This is a genomic window from Streptomyces kanasensis (assembly GCF_043077165.1).
Taxonomy (GTDB): Bacteria; Actinomycetota; Actinomycetes; order Streptomycetales; family Streptomycetaceae; genus Streptomyces; species Streptomyces changanensis.
In genome coordinates this window covers 360,880-376,740 of the sequence record NZ_JBIBSF010000001.1, presented here as the reverse complement: position 1 = coordinate 376,740, position 15,861 = coordinate 360,880, and the positions used below count along the sequence as shown (strand labels likewise).

Annotated in this window: 11 protein-coding genes and 1 pseudogene; 9 read left to right on the top strand and 3 right to left on the bottom strand. The window is 76.7% G+C overall.

The genetic code is table 11. The annotated features are described in order from the left end of the window. Window positions 1-38 precede the first annotated feature (38 nt). Window positions 39-566, top strand: a complete 528-nt coding sequence (locus tag ACF053_RS01570; RefSeq protein ID WP_391951910.1) for a hypothetical protein — start codon at window positions 39-41, stop codon at window positions 564-566. A 38-nt stretch (window positions 567-604) separates the two neighbouring features. Here the strand turns inward: ACF053_RS01570 and ACF053_RS01565 are convergent, their stop codons facing one another. Next, the gene (locus ACF053_RS01565) at window positions 605-1,153 is read right to left on the bottom strand and encodes a hypothetical protein (protein ID WP_391951909.1); all 549 of its coding nucleotides are present in this window, start codon (window positions 1,151-1,153) and stop codon (window positions 605-607) included. Between the two features lie 414 nt (window positions 1,154-1,567). On the opposite strand from ACF053_RS01565, the gene ACF053_RS01560 reads away from it, so the two are divergent. From ACF053_RS01560 to ACF053_RS01545, 4 genes and pseudogenes are all read left to right on the top strand, one after another. Next, a complete protein-coding gene (locus ACF053_RS01560; RefSeq protein ID WP_391951908.1) occupies window positions 1,568-1,735 on the top strand; it encodes a hypothetical protein in 168 nt (55 codons plus the stop codon). A gap of 627 nt (window positions 1,736-2,362) precedes the next feature. Continuing rightward, window positions 2,363-3,325: pseudogene (gene ppk2, locus ACF053_RS01555) on the top strand (polyphosphate kinase 2); the annotation flags it as partial. 545 nt (window positions 3,326-3,870) lie between these two features. Next, a complete protein-coding gene (locus tag ACF053_RS01550) occupies window positions 3,871-4,806 on the top strand; it encodes an aminoglycoside phosphotransferase family protein (protein WP_391951907.1) in 936 nt (311 codons plus the stop codon). A gap of 220 nt (window positions 4,807-5,026) precedes the next feature. Continuing rightward, the gene (locus ACF053_RS01545) at window positions 5,027-6,007 is read left to right on the top strand and encodes a DUF5995 family protein (protein ID WP_391952620.1); all 981 of its coding nucleotides are present in this window, start codon (window positions 5,027-5,029) and stop codon (window positions 6,005-6,007) included. Between the two features lie 31 nt (window positions 6,008-6,038). On the opposite strand, the gene map is transcribed toward ACF053_RS01545, so the two are convergent. Beyond that, a complete protein-coding gene (gene map, locus ACF053_RS01540; RefSeq protein ID WP_391951906.1) occupies window positions 6,039-6,806 on the bottom strand; it encodes a type I methionyl aminopeptidase in 768 nt (255 codons plus the stop codon). A 59-nt stretch (window positions 6,807-6,865) separates the two neighbouring features. Between map and ACF053_RS01535 the strand changes: the two genes are divergently transcribed. Then, window positions 6,866-7,141, top strand: a complete 276-nt coding sequence (locus ACF053_RS01535) for a helix-turn-helix domain-containing protein (RefSeq protein ID WP_391951905.1) — start codon at window positions 6,866-6,868, stop codon at window positions 7,139-7,141. 147 nt (window positions 7,142-7,288) lie between these two features. On the opposite strand, the gene ACF053_RS01530 is transcribed toward ACF053_RS01535, so the two are convergent. Further along, a complete protein-coding gene (locus ACF053_RS01530; RefSeq protein ID WP_391952619.1) occupies window positions 7,289-8,506 on the bottom strand; it encodes a glycosyltransferase in 1,218 nt (405 codons plus the stop codon). A gap of 239 nt (window positions 8,507-8,745) precedes the next feature. Here ACF053_RS01530 and ACF053_RS01525 point away from each other — a divergent pair, with 239 nt between their 5' ends. The 3 genes from ACF053_RS01525 to ACF053_RS01515 are packed head-to-tail and all read left to right on the top strand — an operon-like array spanning window position 8,746 to window position 15,859. Continuing rightward, window positions 8,746-9,600, top strand: coding sequence for a DUF4132 domain-containing protein (locus ACF053_RS01525; protein ID WP_391951904.1), 855 nt, complete (start codon window positions 8,746-8,748; stop codon window positions 9,598-9,600). Beyond that, window positions 9,597-14,675, top strand: coding sequence for a hypothetical protein (locus ACF053_RS01520; protein ID WP_391951903.1), 5,079 nt, complete (start codon window positions 9,597-9,599; stop codon window positions 14,673-14,675). The genes ACF053_RS01525 and ACF053_RS01520 overlap by 4 nt, the downstream gene beginning before the upstream one ends. Then, entirely contained in the window at window positions 14,672-15,859 is a 1,188-nt protein-coding gene (locus ACF053_RS01515; RefSeq protein ID WP_391951902.1) for an ATP-binding protein, read from the top strand. The genes ACF053_RS01520 and ACF053_RS01515 overlap by 4 nt, the downstream gene beginning before the upstream one ends. Window positions 15,860-15,861: the final 2 nt, after the last annotated feature.

Genomic DNA, 15,861 nt, shown 5'->3' with positions numbered 1-15,861 from the left:
GGGCCACCGCCCGCCCCCCAGAGCACGAAAGGCACCGCGTGTACCGAGAGCGACTCCCCAAGACCTGGACGGTCATCTCCGTCGGCATCTACCTCGCCTTGGTCGTCAACCTCGGCATCGACGCCCTACCGGAGGACCTCGGGCTGTGGCTGATCGTCTGCGCCGCGTTCCTGATGGTCCTCCTGCCGTGCCTCGCGGTGCCGCTTTCGAAGGCGATCTACCACCGCATCGTCGTCGACGGGAACGCGGGCGTGCTGCGCGTCGGCCGTGAGCGGATCGCGCTGGCCGACATCGACCCCGCGTCGGTCCAGGCGGCGCTGCGGGAACCGGAGCCGGGCGCGGTGGCCCGCTACGCGGCTTCCGCGCAGGCCATCGACGCGCCGGTGCCGGGGCTGCGCGCGGCGGACCGGGGCGAGCCCCGCCTCGTCGGCGGCGGTTGGGGCGTCCCCTTGGGCATGGACATCGTCGTCCTCACCACGCGCGGCGGCGAGGACCTCTCCATCGCCACGCACGACCGTCCCGCCCTGCTCGCCGCCCTGGCCGCCGTGCTGCCCGCGCAGGGATAGAGGTCCTGGGGCGGACGACGCGGGCGGCGCGCGGCTGGTCAGAGGGCGACGAGCGCCCAACGGCGTCGGCCGCCCCCGTCGCGGTCCGTCTCCGTCCCGCAGGAACCCGCCCCCAGGACGGCGAGTTCCTGGAGCAGCCCCCCGTCGTCGGGTTCCGCGTCGCCGGCAGTCGTGTCGGGGCGGTGCGAGAGGACGAGGACGACGACCTGGCGGCCCTCCTCCTCGTCGGCGAGGTGCACGCTCGCCCGGCGGCCCCCGTCGGTCACCGCGGCCCGCACCATCCGCGCCGTCAGGGCCACCACGGGATGGTCGTCCGACAGGTGGTAGCCCCACGCCCGGAGCCGGGCCAGCACGTCGTCACCGGCCTTCGACGGGGACGAGGAGGAGGCCCACGGAGCGGTGTCGTACGTCCAGTTGCCGGCACGGCGGTTCGCGATCCTGGCGCGGAGCCGCGCGCGCGTGGCCACCGTGTCGCCCGCGGCCCCCTTCGGGTCGGGCCGGGGCGGCTCGACGGGCCGCTTCGGCGGCGGGGGCGTCCTCGGGGGGTAGCTCGGCGGCCACTTCCCAGCGTCCATGGGCGTCGTCACGGGGCCTCCCGAGTTGTACGAGGGCCCGACCGGCGGGCCGTGCCGACCATCGTAGGGGCCGGGACGGGTACGGCATGCCCGTTCCGTCACACCCGGAACCCCCGCGTGCGTACGGCGTACCGGCACTCGTCCGCCCGTTCGGTCCGGGGGTGCCCGACGCCGCCGCGGGCACCGCAGGCCCCGGCGGACGCCTCGACACCCGTCGCGGCCCCCGGGGCCGTCACCGGGGTGCGGCCCGCGCGGCCCCGGCGAGGACGGCGGGCCCCGGTACGGCCGGGCAGGCAGTGGTGTGCGTTATCTCTCGTTGCCCTGACCCGCTGTCAGCGCTTCCCTTTAAGCTGCCGTGAGGCATGCCATGTGCACGCCCACCTGTCGCAGTAGCAGTAGAGGCCTACCAGAAAGCAGAGTCAGCCTGTGTTCCAGGAGACCCCGATCTACAGCCGGCTCATCGCGGAGAGAGGTGACGTCCCGCAGGAGGTGCGCGGTGAGGCGGAGCGGATACGCCGGGACCTCGGCCGACTGATCGCGACGAACCCCCAGCCCCCCGCCGCCGGCCAGCACTACCGCCCCCACGCTCCCTAGGGCGTCAGGGCCGGCAGGTCGTCCTCGGCCGGCTCGCCACCCGCGCGAGCGCGGGGGTGCCGGCACTCACCAGCGCTTGCGTCGTGGATCGGCCGACGCCCTTCGGCCGACCGCCCACCTCACCCGCGGCCGCCGCGCCCGCCACGGCGCGCCGGGCCGCCGCCCCCCCGGCTGCTCCGTGGGGGCCACGGTGCGACACACCGAGTCGTCGAGCCGCCGCCCGTCGACGTCCCCCGAACGGCACCCGCCGGTCGAACCGCCGGCCGTCGACCGCCCCCGAGCGGCAGCCGGACACCGAGCCGTGCGCCGCCGCGCTCGGGCGCCCGGCGCCGCGCGCACCCCGGCCGGGAACAGGCGCCGGCGGACCCGGCCGCCCCGGCCACCTCGCCGACCGCGCGCCGCCCCACCGTGAGCGTCGCCCGGCCGGCACCGAGGTCCTGCTCCGCGCCCCCGGCAGGGACGGCGCGGCCTCGCGCGGCCGGGCGGGCACCACCCCGCCCCCGCCCCCCGACGCGACTCCGGAGGAAATGCCCCGTGCGCTCGTGGCGACCGGGCCCCGGTGCCGGTCGCGGCACATCGGAGGAGGTCCGTGGGCGATTCCGCGGCGATCCGGGGAAGGTGGGGAGTGTGAACGACAGCGAGGAAGACCAGGACCGGTCGAGGGAGCTGCTCGACGGGCTGACCGTCGACACCAGCCGGCCGGAGCAGCCCATCCTGCTCGACGGCTCCGGGGCGTCCATCGAGACCTGGCGGGAGAACTACCCGTACGCGGCGAAGATCCGGCGCGGCGCCTACGAGCGGCGCAAGCGCGTCCTCCAGATCGAGATGCTGAAGCTCCAGCGGTGGGTGAAGGACACCGGACAGCGCATGGTCGTCCTCTGCGAGGGCCGCGACGCGGCCGGCAAGGGCGGGACCATCCAGCGCTTCATGGAGCGGCTCAACCCGCGCGGCGCCCGAGTGGTCGCCCTGGACAAGCCCACCGAGAAGGAGGCGGGCCAGTGGTACTTCCAGCGGTACGTGGCGCACCTGCCCGCCGCCGGTGAGATCGTCTTCTTCGACCGCTCCTGGTACAACCGGGCCGGCGTCGAGCGCGTCATGGGCTTCTGCACCGACGAGCAGTACGAGCTGTTCCTGCGGCAGTGCCCCCTCTTCGAGCGGATGCTCGTCGAGGACGGGATCCTCCTGGTCAAGTTCTGGTTCTCCGTCTCCCGGGCCGAGCAGCGGACGCGGTTCGCGATCCGGCAGGTCGACCCGGTGCGCCAGTGGAAGCTGTCGCCGGTGGACCTGGAGTCGCTGGACCGCTGGGACGACTACACGGCGGCCAAGGTCGAGATGTTCCGCGCCACCGACACGGCCCACGCCCCGTGGACGGTCGTCAAGAACAACGACAAGCGGCGCGGGCGGCTGGAGGCCATGCGCAGCCTGCTGTGGCGCTTCGACTACGACCGCAAGGACCGGCAGCTCCTCGGCGAGCCGGACCCGCTGATCGTGGGAGCCGCGGACACCCTGCTGGAGGCGGGGGAGGAGAGTTCCAACCTCTCGCCCACGCCCCTCACCCACCCCGTGGGCCGCCCCGGCGCCCACCCCGACGGCGCCGCCCACCAGACGGACGCCCCGACGGGCGGCCCGGCGGGTGACGTTCCGGCGGGTGACGCCCCGGGCGGTCCGGCGGGCGCTGACGCGGGCGATCAGCCGGGCAGGGCGCGGAGGCAGGTCGGCGAGCCGTCGGGCGGCGCGGACGACGCCGCCCCGGGCGGTCCGGCGGGCGCTGACGCGGGCGATCAGCCGGGCAGGGCGCGGAGGCAGGTCGGCGAGCCGTCGGGCGGCGCGGACGACGGCGCCCCGGACGACGGCGCCCCGGACGATCCGCCGGACCCGGGGAGACCGTCCGGTGATGAGTCGGGCGACCAGTCGCGTGATCAGTCCGGCGATCCCTCCGACGATCAGCCGGGCAGGTCCGCGGAGTCCTGAGCCCCCGCGCGACCGCACCGACCGGAGGGGCCCGGCGGTCGTACGCACGGGCGGCCGTACGGCGCGGCCGGCGGCCCCGTACCGCCGCCGGAAAACCCGTATGCCCTTCCGCCACCCACGGCTACCGTGCGGGGTGCAGGCCGTGACCGACGGAGGTGGTCCCGATGCGCCCATCCGCCGACATCCGCGTCCCCGACACGCTGGCCGCGTCCTACGCCGAGGGCGGCGAGGGCGGCGAGGCGGGGCGGGCGTGGCTCGCGGCACTGCCCGGCCGGGTGGCGGAGGCGCTGGGGCACTGGGACGCCTCCCCGGACGGCGAGGCCGCCTCCGGGCAGGCGTCCCTGGTGCTGCCGGTGGTCCTGCGCCACGACGGGACGCGGGCGGTACTGAAGTTCCAGCCACCGGGTGAGGAGGCCGCCGCCGCGGTGACCGGCCTGCGCCTCTGGGACGGCGACGGCGCGGTCCGCCTCCACGACCACGACCCGGCCACCGGCGCCCAGCTCCTGGAACGGCTCGACCACACCCGCACCCTGGAGGCCGTCGAGGACGACGAGACCGCCCTCGGCGTCCTCGGCGGGCTCCTCGAACGGCTCGTCCGCGTCCCCGCGCCGCCCGGCCTGCGCGGGCTCGGCGACGTCGCCGCCGCGATGCCGGAGCACGTACCCGCCGCGGAGCGGGCCCTCGCCGACGCGGCCGACCGGCGGCTCCTGCGGTCCTGGGCGGCGGCGGTCGCCGAGCTGGCCGGTGACCCCGGCGACCGGCTGCTCCACTGGGACCTCCACTACGGCAACGTCCTCGCGGGGGAGCGCGAGCCGTGGCTCGCCATCGACCCCGAGCCGCTCGCCGGCGATCCCGGCTTCGACCTGTGGCCCGCCCTCGACAGCCGCTGGGACCGGATGGCAGCCTGCGCGGACCCCGCCCGCGCGGTACGCCGCCGCTTCGACCTGCTCACCGACCTGCTCGCCCTGGACCGCGACCGCGCGGCCGGCTGGACGCTGGGCCGCCTGCTGCAGAACGCCCTGTGGACCGTCGAGGACGGCGAACGGGCGCTCACGCCGTCGGACGTCGTCATCTCGGACGCACTGCTCCACCGCCGCTGACGGCCCCTCACCCCGCTCACGCCCGGCGGTCGTACGGTGGCCCGTCCGTCGCCCGGGTGCTTCCGCCGCCGCGCGGCGGCCCGCGCCCCCACCCGGCCCACCGGCCGTAACCGCCCCTCCTCCGGCCTCGTTCCAGCAGGGGACACCACCGCCGGGAAACGAGGAGGGGCGACCCATGGGCCGTCGGCCGCACGGAGTCCGTACGATCACCGCCGTGGCGATGGCGGGCGTCATCGCCCTGACCGGCGGCACCGCCTCCGCGGCCCCGCCGGCCACCGCTCCGACCGGGCACCTGTCCTGTCACGGCCCGGTCGTCGGCTGCGTGCAGGACGCGCGCCGCACCCTGGAGGAGGTCCGGGACCGGCTGGGCTGCGACCACCGCGCCCCCTTCCCCGCCATCTACGTCCAGCTGCAGCGCTCGCTGGAGGCGGCGGTCGCCGACGGCGGCACCTTCGACGAACCGTCATGGCTCGCCGGCAGCCTCAACACCGGCTTCGTCAACCTGTACCTCGACGCCTACGAGGCCGACCGCGCGGGGCGCCCCGTCCCGGCCGCCTGGGAGGCGGCGTTCGAGGCCGCCCGCACGGCCGACGTCAACGCCGGCCAGGACGTGCTCCTCGGAGCCAACGCGCACATCCAGCGGGACCTGCCGTACGTCCTCGCCGCCCTGGGCCTCACCCGCCCCGGCGGCGGCACCCGCAAGACCGACTACGACCGTTTCCAGGCCGTCCTGGACCGCGCCTACGGGCCCGCCGTCCAGGACGTCGCCCGCCGCTACGACCCGCTCGTCGCCCTCGCCGACGACCGCTGGAACCCCGTCGCCGGCCTCACCGCCGGACAGCTGTTCCGCACCTGGCGCGCCCAGGCGTGGGAGCACGCGCGGCAACTCGCCGCCGCCCCCGACCAGGCCGCCCGCGACCGCGTCGCCCGGAGGATCGAGACGAACGCCGCGCAGTGGGCGCAGCTGCTGGGCACCGTCAGCGTGCCCGGCTACCGGACGGTCCGCGACGAGTACTGCCGCACGCGCCCCGGCCGCGAACCCGTGCCGACCGTACCCGCCCGCGCGGGCGCACCCGCGGGCGTGCCGGCCTCCGTACGGGCGGGCGTACCCGCCTCCGCCCCCGGGGGCGTACCCGCCTCTGTGCGCGCGGGCGTGGCCGCGGCCGTGCCGTTCCCCGCACCCGCCGGTGCCGCGGGCTGAACCGGTCCGCCCGCGGCCCGGTGGCGGGGGCTCAGGGGAGGGTGAGCACCCGGGGTCCGTCGGCCGTGACGGCGACGGTGTGCTCGACGTGGGCGGCGCGGCTGCCGTCGACGGTGTGCAGCGTCCAACCGTCGTCGGCCGTGTGGTACCCGTCGCGCCCGCCCGCCGTGAACATCGGCTCCAGCGCGAGGACCAGACCGGGGCGCAGCGGGAAGCCGCGTCCCGGACGGCCCCGGTTGGGTACGTGCGGGTCCTCGTGCATGCGCCGTCCGATGCCGTGGCCGCCGAGGTCAGCGGGCACGCCGTACCCGGCTTCCCGGGCGACGGCCCCGATGGCGTGCGCGATGTCGCCCACGCGGTTGCCCGGCACGGCCGCCGCGATGCCGGCGTCGAGCGCGCGCCGGGTGGTGTCGATCAGCGCCAGGTCGGCGGGGCGCGGCGTACCGACGGTGAAGCTGACCGCGGCGTCGGCGGCCCAGCCGTCCAGCAGGGCGCCGCAGTCGATGCTGACCAGGTCGCCGTCGCGCAGCCGGTCCCGCGAGGGGATGCCGTGCACCACGGCGTCGTTGACGGACGCGCAGATGACGGCCGGGAAAGGGATGGGGGCGTAGGAGGGCCGGTACCCCAGGAACGGGGAGCGCGCCCCCGCGTCGGCGAGGACCGCCCGGGCCACCTCGTCCAGTTCGCGCAGGGTCACGCCGACGGCCGCCGCCCCCTCGACCGCGGCCAGCGCGCGGGCCACGACCCGTCCCGCCTCCCGCATCGCTTCCACTGCCGCGTCGGTCTTGAGTTCCACCATGTCCCGCTGCTCCCCACCCCTGTGGCACCAATTCTTATACCGGTATTAGTATCACGGTCATGGTGAGAACTCCTCTGACCCCGTGGGAACGGCAGCGCGGGGAACGGTTCGGCGCGCTGCTCCGGGAAGCGCGCGGCGGGCGCAGCATGGTGGACGTCGCCGCGGCGGCGGGGGTCTCGGCGGAGACCCTGCGCAAGATCGAGACGGGACGGGCGCCGACTCCGGCGTTCTTCACCGTGGTGGCCCTGGCGGCCGCCCTCGGGGTTTCCCTCGACGACCTGGTGGCGGCGTGCGCCCGGGGCATGCCGCCGGAGGAGCAACCGCTCTCCGCCTGACGACGTGACGGCTCGACGGCCTGGCCGCCGTCCACCGGCCATCCGCTACCGACTACCGGCGTACCGGTCGCGCCCGGCCGGTACGGGCCGGCGGGACGCGGGCAGGGGGCGGGGAGCGGAGGCGGGGGACACGGCGCGGGGCAGCGGTCAGCGCGCCAGACGGTCGAGCGTGGCGAGTACCGGCGCCACGCCGTCCTCCCCGGCCAGGCGGGCGGCCACCTCCCGGGCGCGCACGCGGTGCGCGTCGTCCTGCGTCGCCCGGCGCAGGGCCGCGCCGAGGGCGCCCGCGGTGAGGCGGCGCAGCGGTACGGCCCCCGGGGCGGTGCCCAGCGCGGTCAGCCGGGACGCCCAGAAGGCCGCGTCGAACTGGACCGGCACGGGCACGGTCGGCACCCCCGCCCGCAGGACGGCACCGGTCGTGCCCGCCCCCGCGTGATGGACGACGGCCGCCGTCCGGGGGAAGAGCAGGGCGTGGGGCACCTCTCCGATGGTCAGGATGTCGTCGCCGTCGGCGGCCAGACCGGCCCATCCCTGCTGCACGACCCCGCGCAACCCGGCCGCCCGCAGCGCGCCGACGACCTCGCGGCTCACCCGCTCCGGATCGGGAACGGTGGCGCTGCCCAGGCCGACGAAGACCGGGGCGGGCCCGGCGGCCAGGAAGTCCTCCAGCTCCTGCGGGAGCCGCCGCCCGGTCTCGTGGGGCCACCAGTACCCGGCCACGTCCAGCCCGGCGGGCCAGTCGCGGGGACGGGGGACGACCAGCTCGCTGTAGCCGTGCAGTACCGGCCGTGCTGCCCGGCGGCCGCGCTTCCGGCCGGCCGCCGTGAGCCCGTGCCGCCGGCGCAGCGTGCGGACGGAACCGGCGAAGACCAGCTCCACCGAGGTGGTGACGGCCCGTCCGCTCAGCCGGTTCCCCACCGTGCCCAGCGGCCGCGTCCCCAGTATCGGCGCGGGGAACTCCCCGGTCGGGTGCAGCGGCTGGAGGTGCAGCCCCACAGCCGGCACCGACAGGCCCTCGGCGATGGCGTACCCGAGCGGCCCCAACGCACCGCCGACCAGCAGGACGTCGGCCCCTCGCGCCCCCTCCACCAGGGCGGCTGTCAGGTCGTCGGCCGCCTCCCGCGCCATGGACACCAGCCGCACCAGCTTCCCGGCGCCGGTCCGCGCGTCGTGCAGCCGCCGGCCCCGCTCCGAGTGCAGCTCGGCCCGCGGGTCCACCGGCAGCGGGTGGAACCGCACGCCCGAACCGGCCACCAGCGGCTCGAACACCGCGTGTGCGGCCAGCGTCACCTCGTGTCCGGCCCGTACGAGGCCGGCACCCAGACCCGTGTACGGCGCCACGTCGCCCCGCGACCCCGCCGTCATCATCACGATTCGCACGCGGCCAGTGTGGCGCGCCGGGGCGCGGCGGCACAGGGGACCTGCCGGTGCCGCTCCGCCGCGGAGCCGCGGCATCCGGGGGCCCGGCGGCCACCGTCCAGCGGGTGACCCACCGTCAGCGCAGGTCGCGCAGGGTGTGGGGGGCACTCCTGCGGGGCGGCGTTGTCAGTGGCGTCCTCTAGCGTTCCGGTTCGAAAGATCAGCACGGTGCTGGGGAGGCACGCATGGGGTGGGTGGCAGCGGGCGACTACGAAGTCGCCCTCGACGACGGGAAGGTCGTCTGCCGCAACGCGACCGGACGGCGGCTCAAGTCCGTACCGGCCAAGATCGCCGAGGATCCGGCGGTGGTGGGCCTGCGGCAGCTCGTCGAGTGGCTGGAGCGGCACGAGCGGCAGTGCCAGGACGACGTGGAGCGCTGGATGGTGCGCTCGCTGCCCGTGCCCCTCGCCGTCATCGAGCGGGTGTGGCCCGACCCGGCCTGGCAGACGGCCCTGCGCGACGTCGTCGTCTGCGGGGACGACGGCGAGGTGGCCGGGTTCCTCCGGGACGCGGCTCCCGGGCGCGGGCTCGGACTGGTCGACCTCGACGGCGACACGGTGCGTGTCAGCCCCGCACTCGTCCGCGTCCCGCACCCCGTGCTCCTGGAGGACCTGGAGGACCTGCGCGAGTTCGCCGTCGAGCTCGGCGTCGAGCAGCGCGTCGGGCAGCTCTTCCGGGAGGTGTGGCACCGGCCGGCCGACCACGACGCGGAGAGCGGCAGCGTCGACACGTACGCGGGCGGCGTCTTCAAGGAGCTGCGCTTCCTGCACGGCCGGGCCACCCAGCTCGGCTACCGGGTGCGGGGCGGCCACGCAGTCTGCCCCGTGCTGGAGGACGGCCGCTTCACCGAGGCCCGCGTGTGGATCGGTGACTACGACGGCTACGAGGAGACCGAGACCGGCCCCCTCACCTGGAGCGACCGGTCCGGCCGGACGCTGAGGACCGGCGAGGTCGGACCCGTCGCCTGGTCCGAGGGAATGCGCATGGCGGCCGCGCTGTACGCGGGACGCGACATCGAGGACGAGGAGCGTGCCGCGTGAGCACCCACGACCAGACCACCGAGGCAGCCCTGCTGGAGTCGGGCGCCGTACTGCCGCCCGGCACCAGCAGCCGCGAGGACGCCGACACGCTCACCGTGCGCACGTACGCGCACCCCGTGCTGGACGACCGCCCGATCGTCCGCCTCGTACCGGGCACGCTCGGCGAGGCGGAGGACCTCGCCCTGGAGTTCCTGGGCCTCACCCGCGAACCGGAGACCCCGGAGGTCGGCCAGGTGCGCCGCGAGACGCTCGGCTTCCCCGCCTGGGCCCTCGTCAACGACCCGGCGAACGGCCGGCACGCCCTGGCCCTGGTCAAGGACGTCGAGCGGCTCGCCCGGCAGGCGAAGTCCCGCGCCGGCGCCGCCAAGGAGGGCTTCGAGGCCCTCGGCGAGCGCCTGGGCCGCACCGTCCCGCACTTCCTGCCCACCTTCTACGAGCAGGCAGCCCGGATCTTCCTCCAGCACGAGAACACCACCTACGCCGCCGCGTTCTTCGGCAAGGCCCGCGAGGCGGAGCGGGTGCACAACCTCGCCGTCGACGAGGAGCGGCAGCGGGCCGTGTTCCTGGAGTTCGCCTTCGCCGGGGCGCTCACGGTCAAGGCCCTCAAGGAGCACGTCAAGGACCTCGCCCGCCGCCTCGAACCGGCCGAGGCGTGGGCGCAGTACCGGCAGCTCGCCGTCGAGCGCTGCGCCGCCGGCATGGCCCCGTACGCCTCGCTGCCGCAGGACGCCCGCGCCCTCGTCAAGGCGGCCGGGCTCCACCGGCTCACCGAGGAGTGCGCCCTCGTCGCCGACCTGATCGCCTCACCCGCCGTCGTCCGGGCCCCGCGCACCTTCTGGACCACCTACCGGCCCACCCTGGCCGTCCTCGCCGGGCAGCGCCCCGGGGTGAGGGCCAGACTCCTGGAGATCCTTCCCAGGGAGCTCGGCAGCGCCGTCGAGGACGACGAGTGGTGGCTGGCGCTGCTGGCGGAGACCGGCGCGGACGCCCTCCTCACCGGCGAGGCCGACGGGACCGACGGCGCGGACGCCACCGGCGCCGATCCCGCCGCCGGCGCCGATCCCGCCGACGGAGCCGACGGCCGCGTGTCCGCCGCCGAGTGGCTGGCCCGGTGGGCCGCCCACCGCAAGCACGGCGCCGCCGCCTCCCGCCGCTCCTCGGCCACCCTCGACCTCGTCGCCCGCATGGCGCCGCGGCTGCGCGCCGACGGCCGCCCCGTCGACCTCTTCACCGGCCGCTGGCGCTCCGGCTCCGAACTCGACCTGCTCGACCTGTGCGTGGCCGCCGGCATCCCGCTCACCACCCCGCCCACCGACGCGCACCTGCCCCTCGACGGCTGGCTCGCCGACCAGGGCCCCGGTCGGCGCGACCTGACCGCCCTCGGCGCCGACCCCCGCTTCCGGGACCTGCTCCACCGCGCCGTCAGCACCCTCGGCGAGAGCCGGCCGACCCCCGCCGTCCTCGACGGCGTCGCCGCCCACCCCGTGCTCGCCGGCGTCCTGCGGGACTGGCTCGACGACGCGACCGACGCGCTCGACGGCGCCCGGGGACTGCCCGCCGCGCGCACCGCCCTCGACAGGCTCCGCCCGTTCCGGCCCGTCGCCGCGCGCGTCAACCCCGAGGCGGCCGCGCGCGTGGCCCGCCACGAGGCCGCGCCGCTCCTCGGCCGCACCCTGCGCGCCGGCATCCTCGACGAACTGGGCTGGTCCGCCCTCGACGACGCCGTGCGGCGACTCGCCGAGGCCCCGAAGAACGGCCACGACGACACCACCCACGTCACGGAGGCGTGGCCCGCGCTGATCCTCTGCCGCGGCGACCTGGCCGTCGTCGTCGGCCCCGACGGGGTGCTTCTCGAACACGACCTGCGCATCCCCGGCCCCCGCGACCGGTGGCGGCGACCCACGTTGCGTTACACCGACGGCGAACTGCTCGTCGTGTGGTGGAACGGGGACAAGCAGCTCGGGTACTGGTCGAACCGTCCCACCGAGGTGTTCACCGTCGGGGGCGAGCGCCCGGCACACCGCTGGTGGCACGACGACACGGACGCCCCCTCCCTGCCCCTGCCCGGCGGCGGCCGCGCGACCGGCGGCCGGACCCTGCACGCCGGTGACACCGTCCTGCCGCCCACCCGCCCCGTCCTCGGCGACGGCACCGGCTACTGGCGCCAGGGTCGGCAGTCGGGCCGCGCCGTGTGGCTGGAGTACGACCCCGCGACCGGCACCCACGGCCGCGCCTCCCTCCCCGCCTTCCTGCGGTCCGGCGTCCGCGACGGCGCACGGCTCCTCCAGGACGCCTGCGAACTGCTGCCCGTGCAGCCCGGTCTGGAGAACAGCCCCTTCGGCACCGACGGCACCGTCCTCGGCCGGTGGGTCCGCGCCGAGGGCGAGGACGGCGGCGCCCGCACCACCACCGGCACCCCCGACGGCCGGACCTTCACCCTCACCGCCGGACCCGAGGGCACCGCCCCCACACCGCTCGGCGCCCTGCGCATGCCGGGCGGCGCCGCGCCCGTCGCCGCACTCACCCGGCGCGGCGTCGCCCTCCTCCCGGGGGACGGCGCCGCCGGCAGCGGCGAGCTCGGCCACCTCACTCCGGGTGGGCCGGGCGGGGAGTTCGCCGCCGGCACCCGGTACCTCCCGCCCCTCCCGTTCTGGCACGCGCTGCGTCCCCGAGACGAAGAGGGATCGCGGGCCCTGCGCGCCCTGACCGACGCACAGGCGGCCGAGCTGCTGCGCACGACCGCGCGGGCGCTGGCGGAGCACCGTGCCGAGGCCGCCGCGGCGGCCACGGCCGGCCGCGCCGCCACCACCGGGTCGGCCACCACCGGGTCGGCCACCACCCGGCCGACCGCCGACGAGGTCGCCCGCCTCACCGTGTCGCAGGCCCTGCCCGCGCTCACCGACGAGCGGCTGCTCACCGGTGTCACGGCAGTCGTCCGCGCGGCGGTCCGCCACGCGGAGGCGGCCACGGCGTTCGTCACGCCCGACACCGCCCGGCAGGCCCCGCCCACGCCGACCGAGATGTTCGCCGACCTCAGCCCCGAGAACGGCGACGACGCGACCCTCCGCCGTGCCACCGCGGGCGTCGCCGTCGAACACCGGCACTTCTGGTGGGGGAGCGGCAAGCGCTGGAGCATCCTGCGCCAGATCCACGCCGTCAACCACGTCCTGTCCGGCAAGCCCGCCGACGGCAAACCGCTGCCCGGCGCCGAACGCCTCAACGCCCTGGGCGGCGGCTGGCGCGGCGAGGCGTGCACCGTGCCCGCCATGGGCGCCGGCTGGCCGCACCTGCTCACCGCCCTGCGCCCGCTCGCCTACCGTGCCACCTCGCCCACCCTGCCCGACGACGAACGCCAGGCGCTCCTCCTGCTGTTCGACGCCCTCGCCGAGGGGCCCCTCGCCGCGCCCCCCGGCCGGCTCCGCGAAGTCGTGCTCGACGAGAAGCACGACCACCAGCAGCGCGCAGGGCAGGTCCTGCGCCGGGACGGCAGGACCGTGGTGATCCTCGCCCCCCAGGGACGCGACGACAGCCGCGGGCAGGTCTCCTGGCTCGCCCTCGACCACGATCCGACCGGCGCGTTCGGCGCGGTCGCCCACTTCACCCTGCGAGAGGAGACCGAGCGGACCCCGGACTGCCCCGCCGAGCTGCTCGCCACCGTCGCCCGCCTGGTCCGCGACAAGGGCGCCGCCCCCTGGCACGACGACGCCGTCACCGCCCTGACCGACGCGTGCGCGCCCGGCCTCGGCCCCGTGCAGGCAGCCGTCCTCCTCGCCGCGCTGCCCCAGCAGTCCGACGCGCGGACACAGGCCGCCACGGGGCTCAAGCCCCGCCGGTACGAGCTCGGCCGGGCCATGCTGTGCACCGTCGAGGCCGCCGACCAGTCCGCGCTCGTCGCCGCCCTCCTCCCGGACGACCCGGAGGAGCTGTGGAGGGCCGGGCCCGACACGGCCGCGGCCGCCCGCATCTGGGCCGGGCGCCTCGGCTCCCGTGTCCGCCTGCCGGAGGACGTCGCCGCCGAACTCCCCGACATCGCGAACGACATGGCGGAGGCCGTGCTGAACCCCGGGCAGACCCCGTGGCTCAGCCGCACCACCGTCCAGCGGCCCGACGCGGACGGCGACCTCGTGCCCGACGACCCCGCCGCCCTGCCCGGCGCCTCCCACCTGCCGCGAGCCGTCCACGCCCTGGCCGCACTCGCCTACCACCTGCCGTACGGGCACCCGCTGCGCGCCGCCCTGCCCGCGGGCCTCAGCGCCCTGCGCACCCGCGTCGCCGACCCCGGACTCCTCCTCGACCTGCACCTGTCGTGGACGGAGAAGGGCACGCCCGCGGCCGTACAGGTCCGCAAGGCGTACGGACTGCCGCCGGTCGGCGGCGGCGGCGCCCGCGGGCTCACCCCCGTCGGCGACGCCCTCGTCCTGCGCCCCTGGTACGGCGACAACGAAGCCGTACTCCTGCGCCCGGCCGCGCTCACCGGCCCGGACGACCCGGTCCTCGGCCTGCTCGAAGGGCTCGTCGGCGCCCGGGCGGCCGACGGGCTGCGCGCCCTGCGGACCGTCCTCGGTGACGACCTGGCCCGCACCCTCGCCGCCGGCGCCGCAGACGCGCCCCACGGCGGCCACGCCCAGGACCCGACCGTCAGCGTGCCCGCGCTCGTCACCGAGGTCGCCACCCACCACGGCCTGAGCGAGGACGCGGCGGCGCTGTACCTCCAGCTCCTCGCCCTGCCCGACCCCACGGACCGCGCCTGCGCCCGCTGGACCGGCTGGCGGCCCGCACGGACGAAGAAGGCCCGCGCCGAACTCGCCGCGACCGCCCTCGTCGTCGAGGCCAAGCGGGCCCGCGCCGGCCGCACGCTGTTCCTGCCGTGCGGCTGGTACGACCTGAAGGCCCCGGCGCTGCCCCTGGAGACCTGGAAGGAGGGGCTGTACCCCGTGCGGGAACGGACCCGCGCGGTGCCCCTGACGCCGGTGCCGGAGCTGTTCGCCCGCGCCTGGGAGCGCGTACGTGCCGGTGACGCCCCCGCCTTCGAAGAACTGACCACCCGAGCCACCCGGAAGGGCCGCCGCCGATGAGCACCACCGACACCGCCCCCCGCGCCACCACCGGCGGCGCCGCCCGGCAGATCGTCCCGCCCGAGGAGCGGTACGCCACGGAACTGGCCTTCCTCACCGCCTACGACAGCGGACCGCGCCCGCCCGCCTGGCGGCTCACCCCGCGCGCCGCCGTCACCTTCGTCATGGGCAGCGACGGGCGGAGCCTGCGGCTCCCCGACGACGCCCCGGCCCCCGAGGGCGTTCCGCGCCGCCTCGCCGTCGAGGGCAAGTTCGTCGGAGACCGCGCCCTCGTCGAGCGGTGCGTCGTCACCCTCGCCGGGGAACGCGGCCTGCTGCTCGTCGGCGAGCCCGGTACCGCCAAGTCGATGCTGTCCGAGCTGCTGTCCGCGGCCGTCTGCGGCACCAGCGGACTCGTCGTCCAGGGCACCGCGGGCACCACCGAGGACCAGCTCAGGTACGGCTGGAACTACGCCCTCCTCCTCGCCCAGGGCCCCAGCCACCAGGCGCTCGTCCCCTCGCCCGTCCTCGCGGCGATGCGCCGCGGTGCCATCGCCCGGGTCGAGGAGGTCACCCGCTGCCTGCCCGAGGTGCAGGACTCGCTGGTGTCCCTCCTGTCGGAACGGCGCCTCTCCGTCCCCGAACTCGCCGGCACCGACGACGCCCTGGCCCACGCCGCGCCCGGCTTCAACGTCATCGCCACCGCCAACCTCCGCGACAAGGGCGTCTCCGAGATGTCCGCCGCCCTCAAGCGCCGCTTCAACTTCGAGACCGTCGGCCCCATCGGCGACCTCGAAGCGGAGACCGCCCTGGTCCGCCGGCAGTCCCGGGCCGTGGTGGAGCGGGCCGGAGCGCCCTTCCACGTCGACGACACCGTGCTGGAGGCCCTCGTCACCGCCTTCCGCGACCTGCGGGAAGGCCGGTCGTCCGAGGGGTGGGAGGTGGAGCGTCCTTCGACCGTCATGAGCACCGCGGAGGCCGTCTCCGTCGCCGGGGCGCTCGGCCTCGCCGCCGCGTACTTCCCCGGCGACCGGGACGTGCTCGGCCTCCTCCCCGGCCACCTGCTGGGCGTCGTCCGCAAGGACGACCCCGCCGACGCCGCCCGGCTGCTCGGTTACTGGGACGGCCCCGTGCGGCGCCGCGCCGAGCAGGGCTCCGCCACCTGGCGCACCCTGTGGGACCTGCGCGCCGTCCTGGAAGGCTGACG

Excerpts from the sequence above, each read along its gene's own strand:
- ACF053_RS01545 (WP_391952620.1), top strand. The coding sequence starts at position 5,027 with ATGGCGGGCGTCATCGCCCTGACCGGCGGCACCGCCTCCGCGGCCCCG.
- ACF053_RS01525 (WP_391951904.1), top strand. The coding sequence starts at position 8,746 with ATGGGGTGGGTGGCAGCGGGCGACTACGAAGTCGCCCTCGACGACGGG.
- ACF053_RS01515 (WP_391951902.1), top strand. The coding sequence starts at position 14,672 with ATGAGCACCACCGACACCGCCCCCCGCGCCACCACCGGCGGCGCCGCC.
- map (WP_391951906.1), bottom strand. The coding sequence starts at position 6,806 with ATGGTGGAACTCAAGACCGACGCGGCAGTGGAAGCGATGCGGGAGGCG.
- ACF053_RS01550 (WP_391951907.1), top strand. The coding sequence starts at position 3,871 with ATGCGCCCATCCGCCGACATCCGCGTCCCCGACACGCTGGCCGCGTCC.
- ACF053_RS01530 (WP_391952619.1), bottom strand. The coding sequence starts at position 8,506 with ATGACGGCGGGGTCGCGGGGCGACGTGGCGCCGTACACGGGTCTGGGT.
- ACF053_RS01535 (WP_391951905.1), top strand. The coding sequence starts at position 6,866 with ATGGTGAGAACTCCTCTGACCCCGTGGGAACGGCAGCGCGGGGAACGG.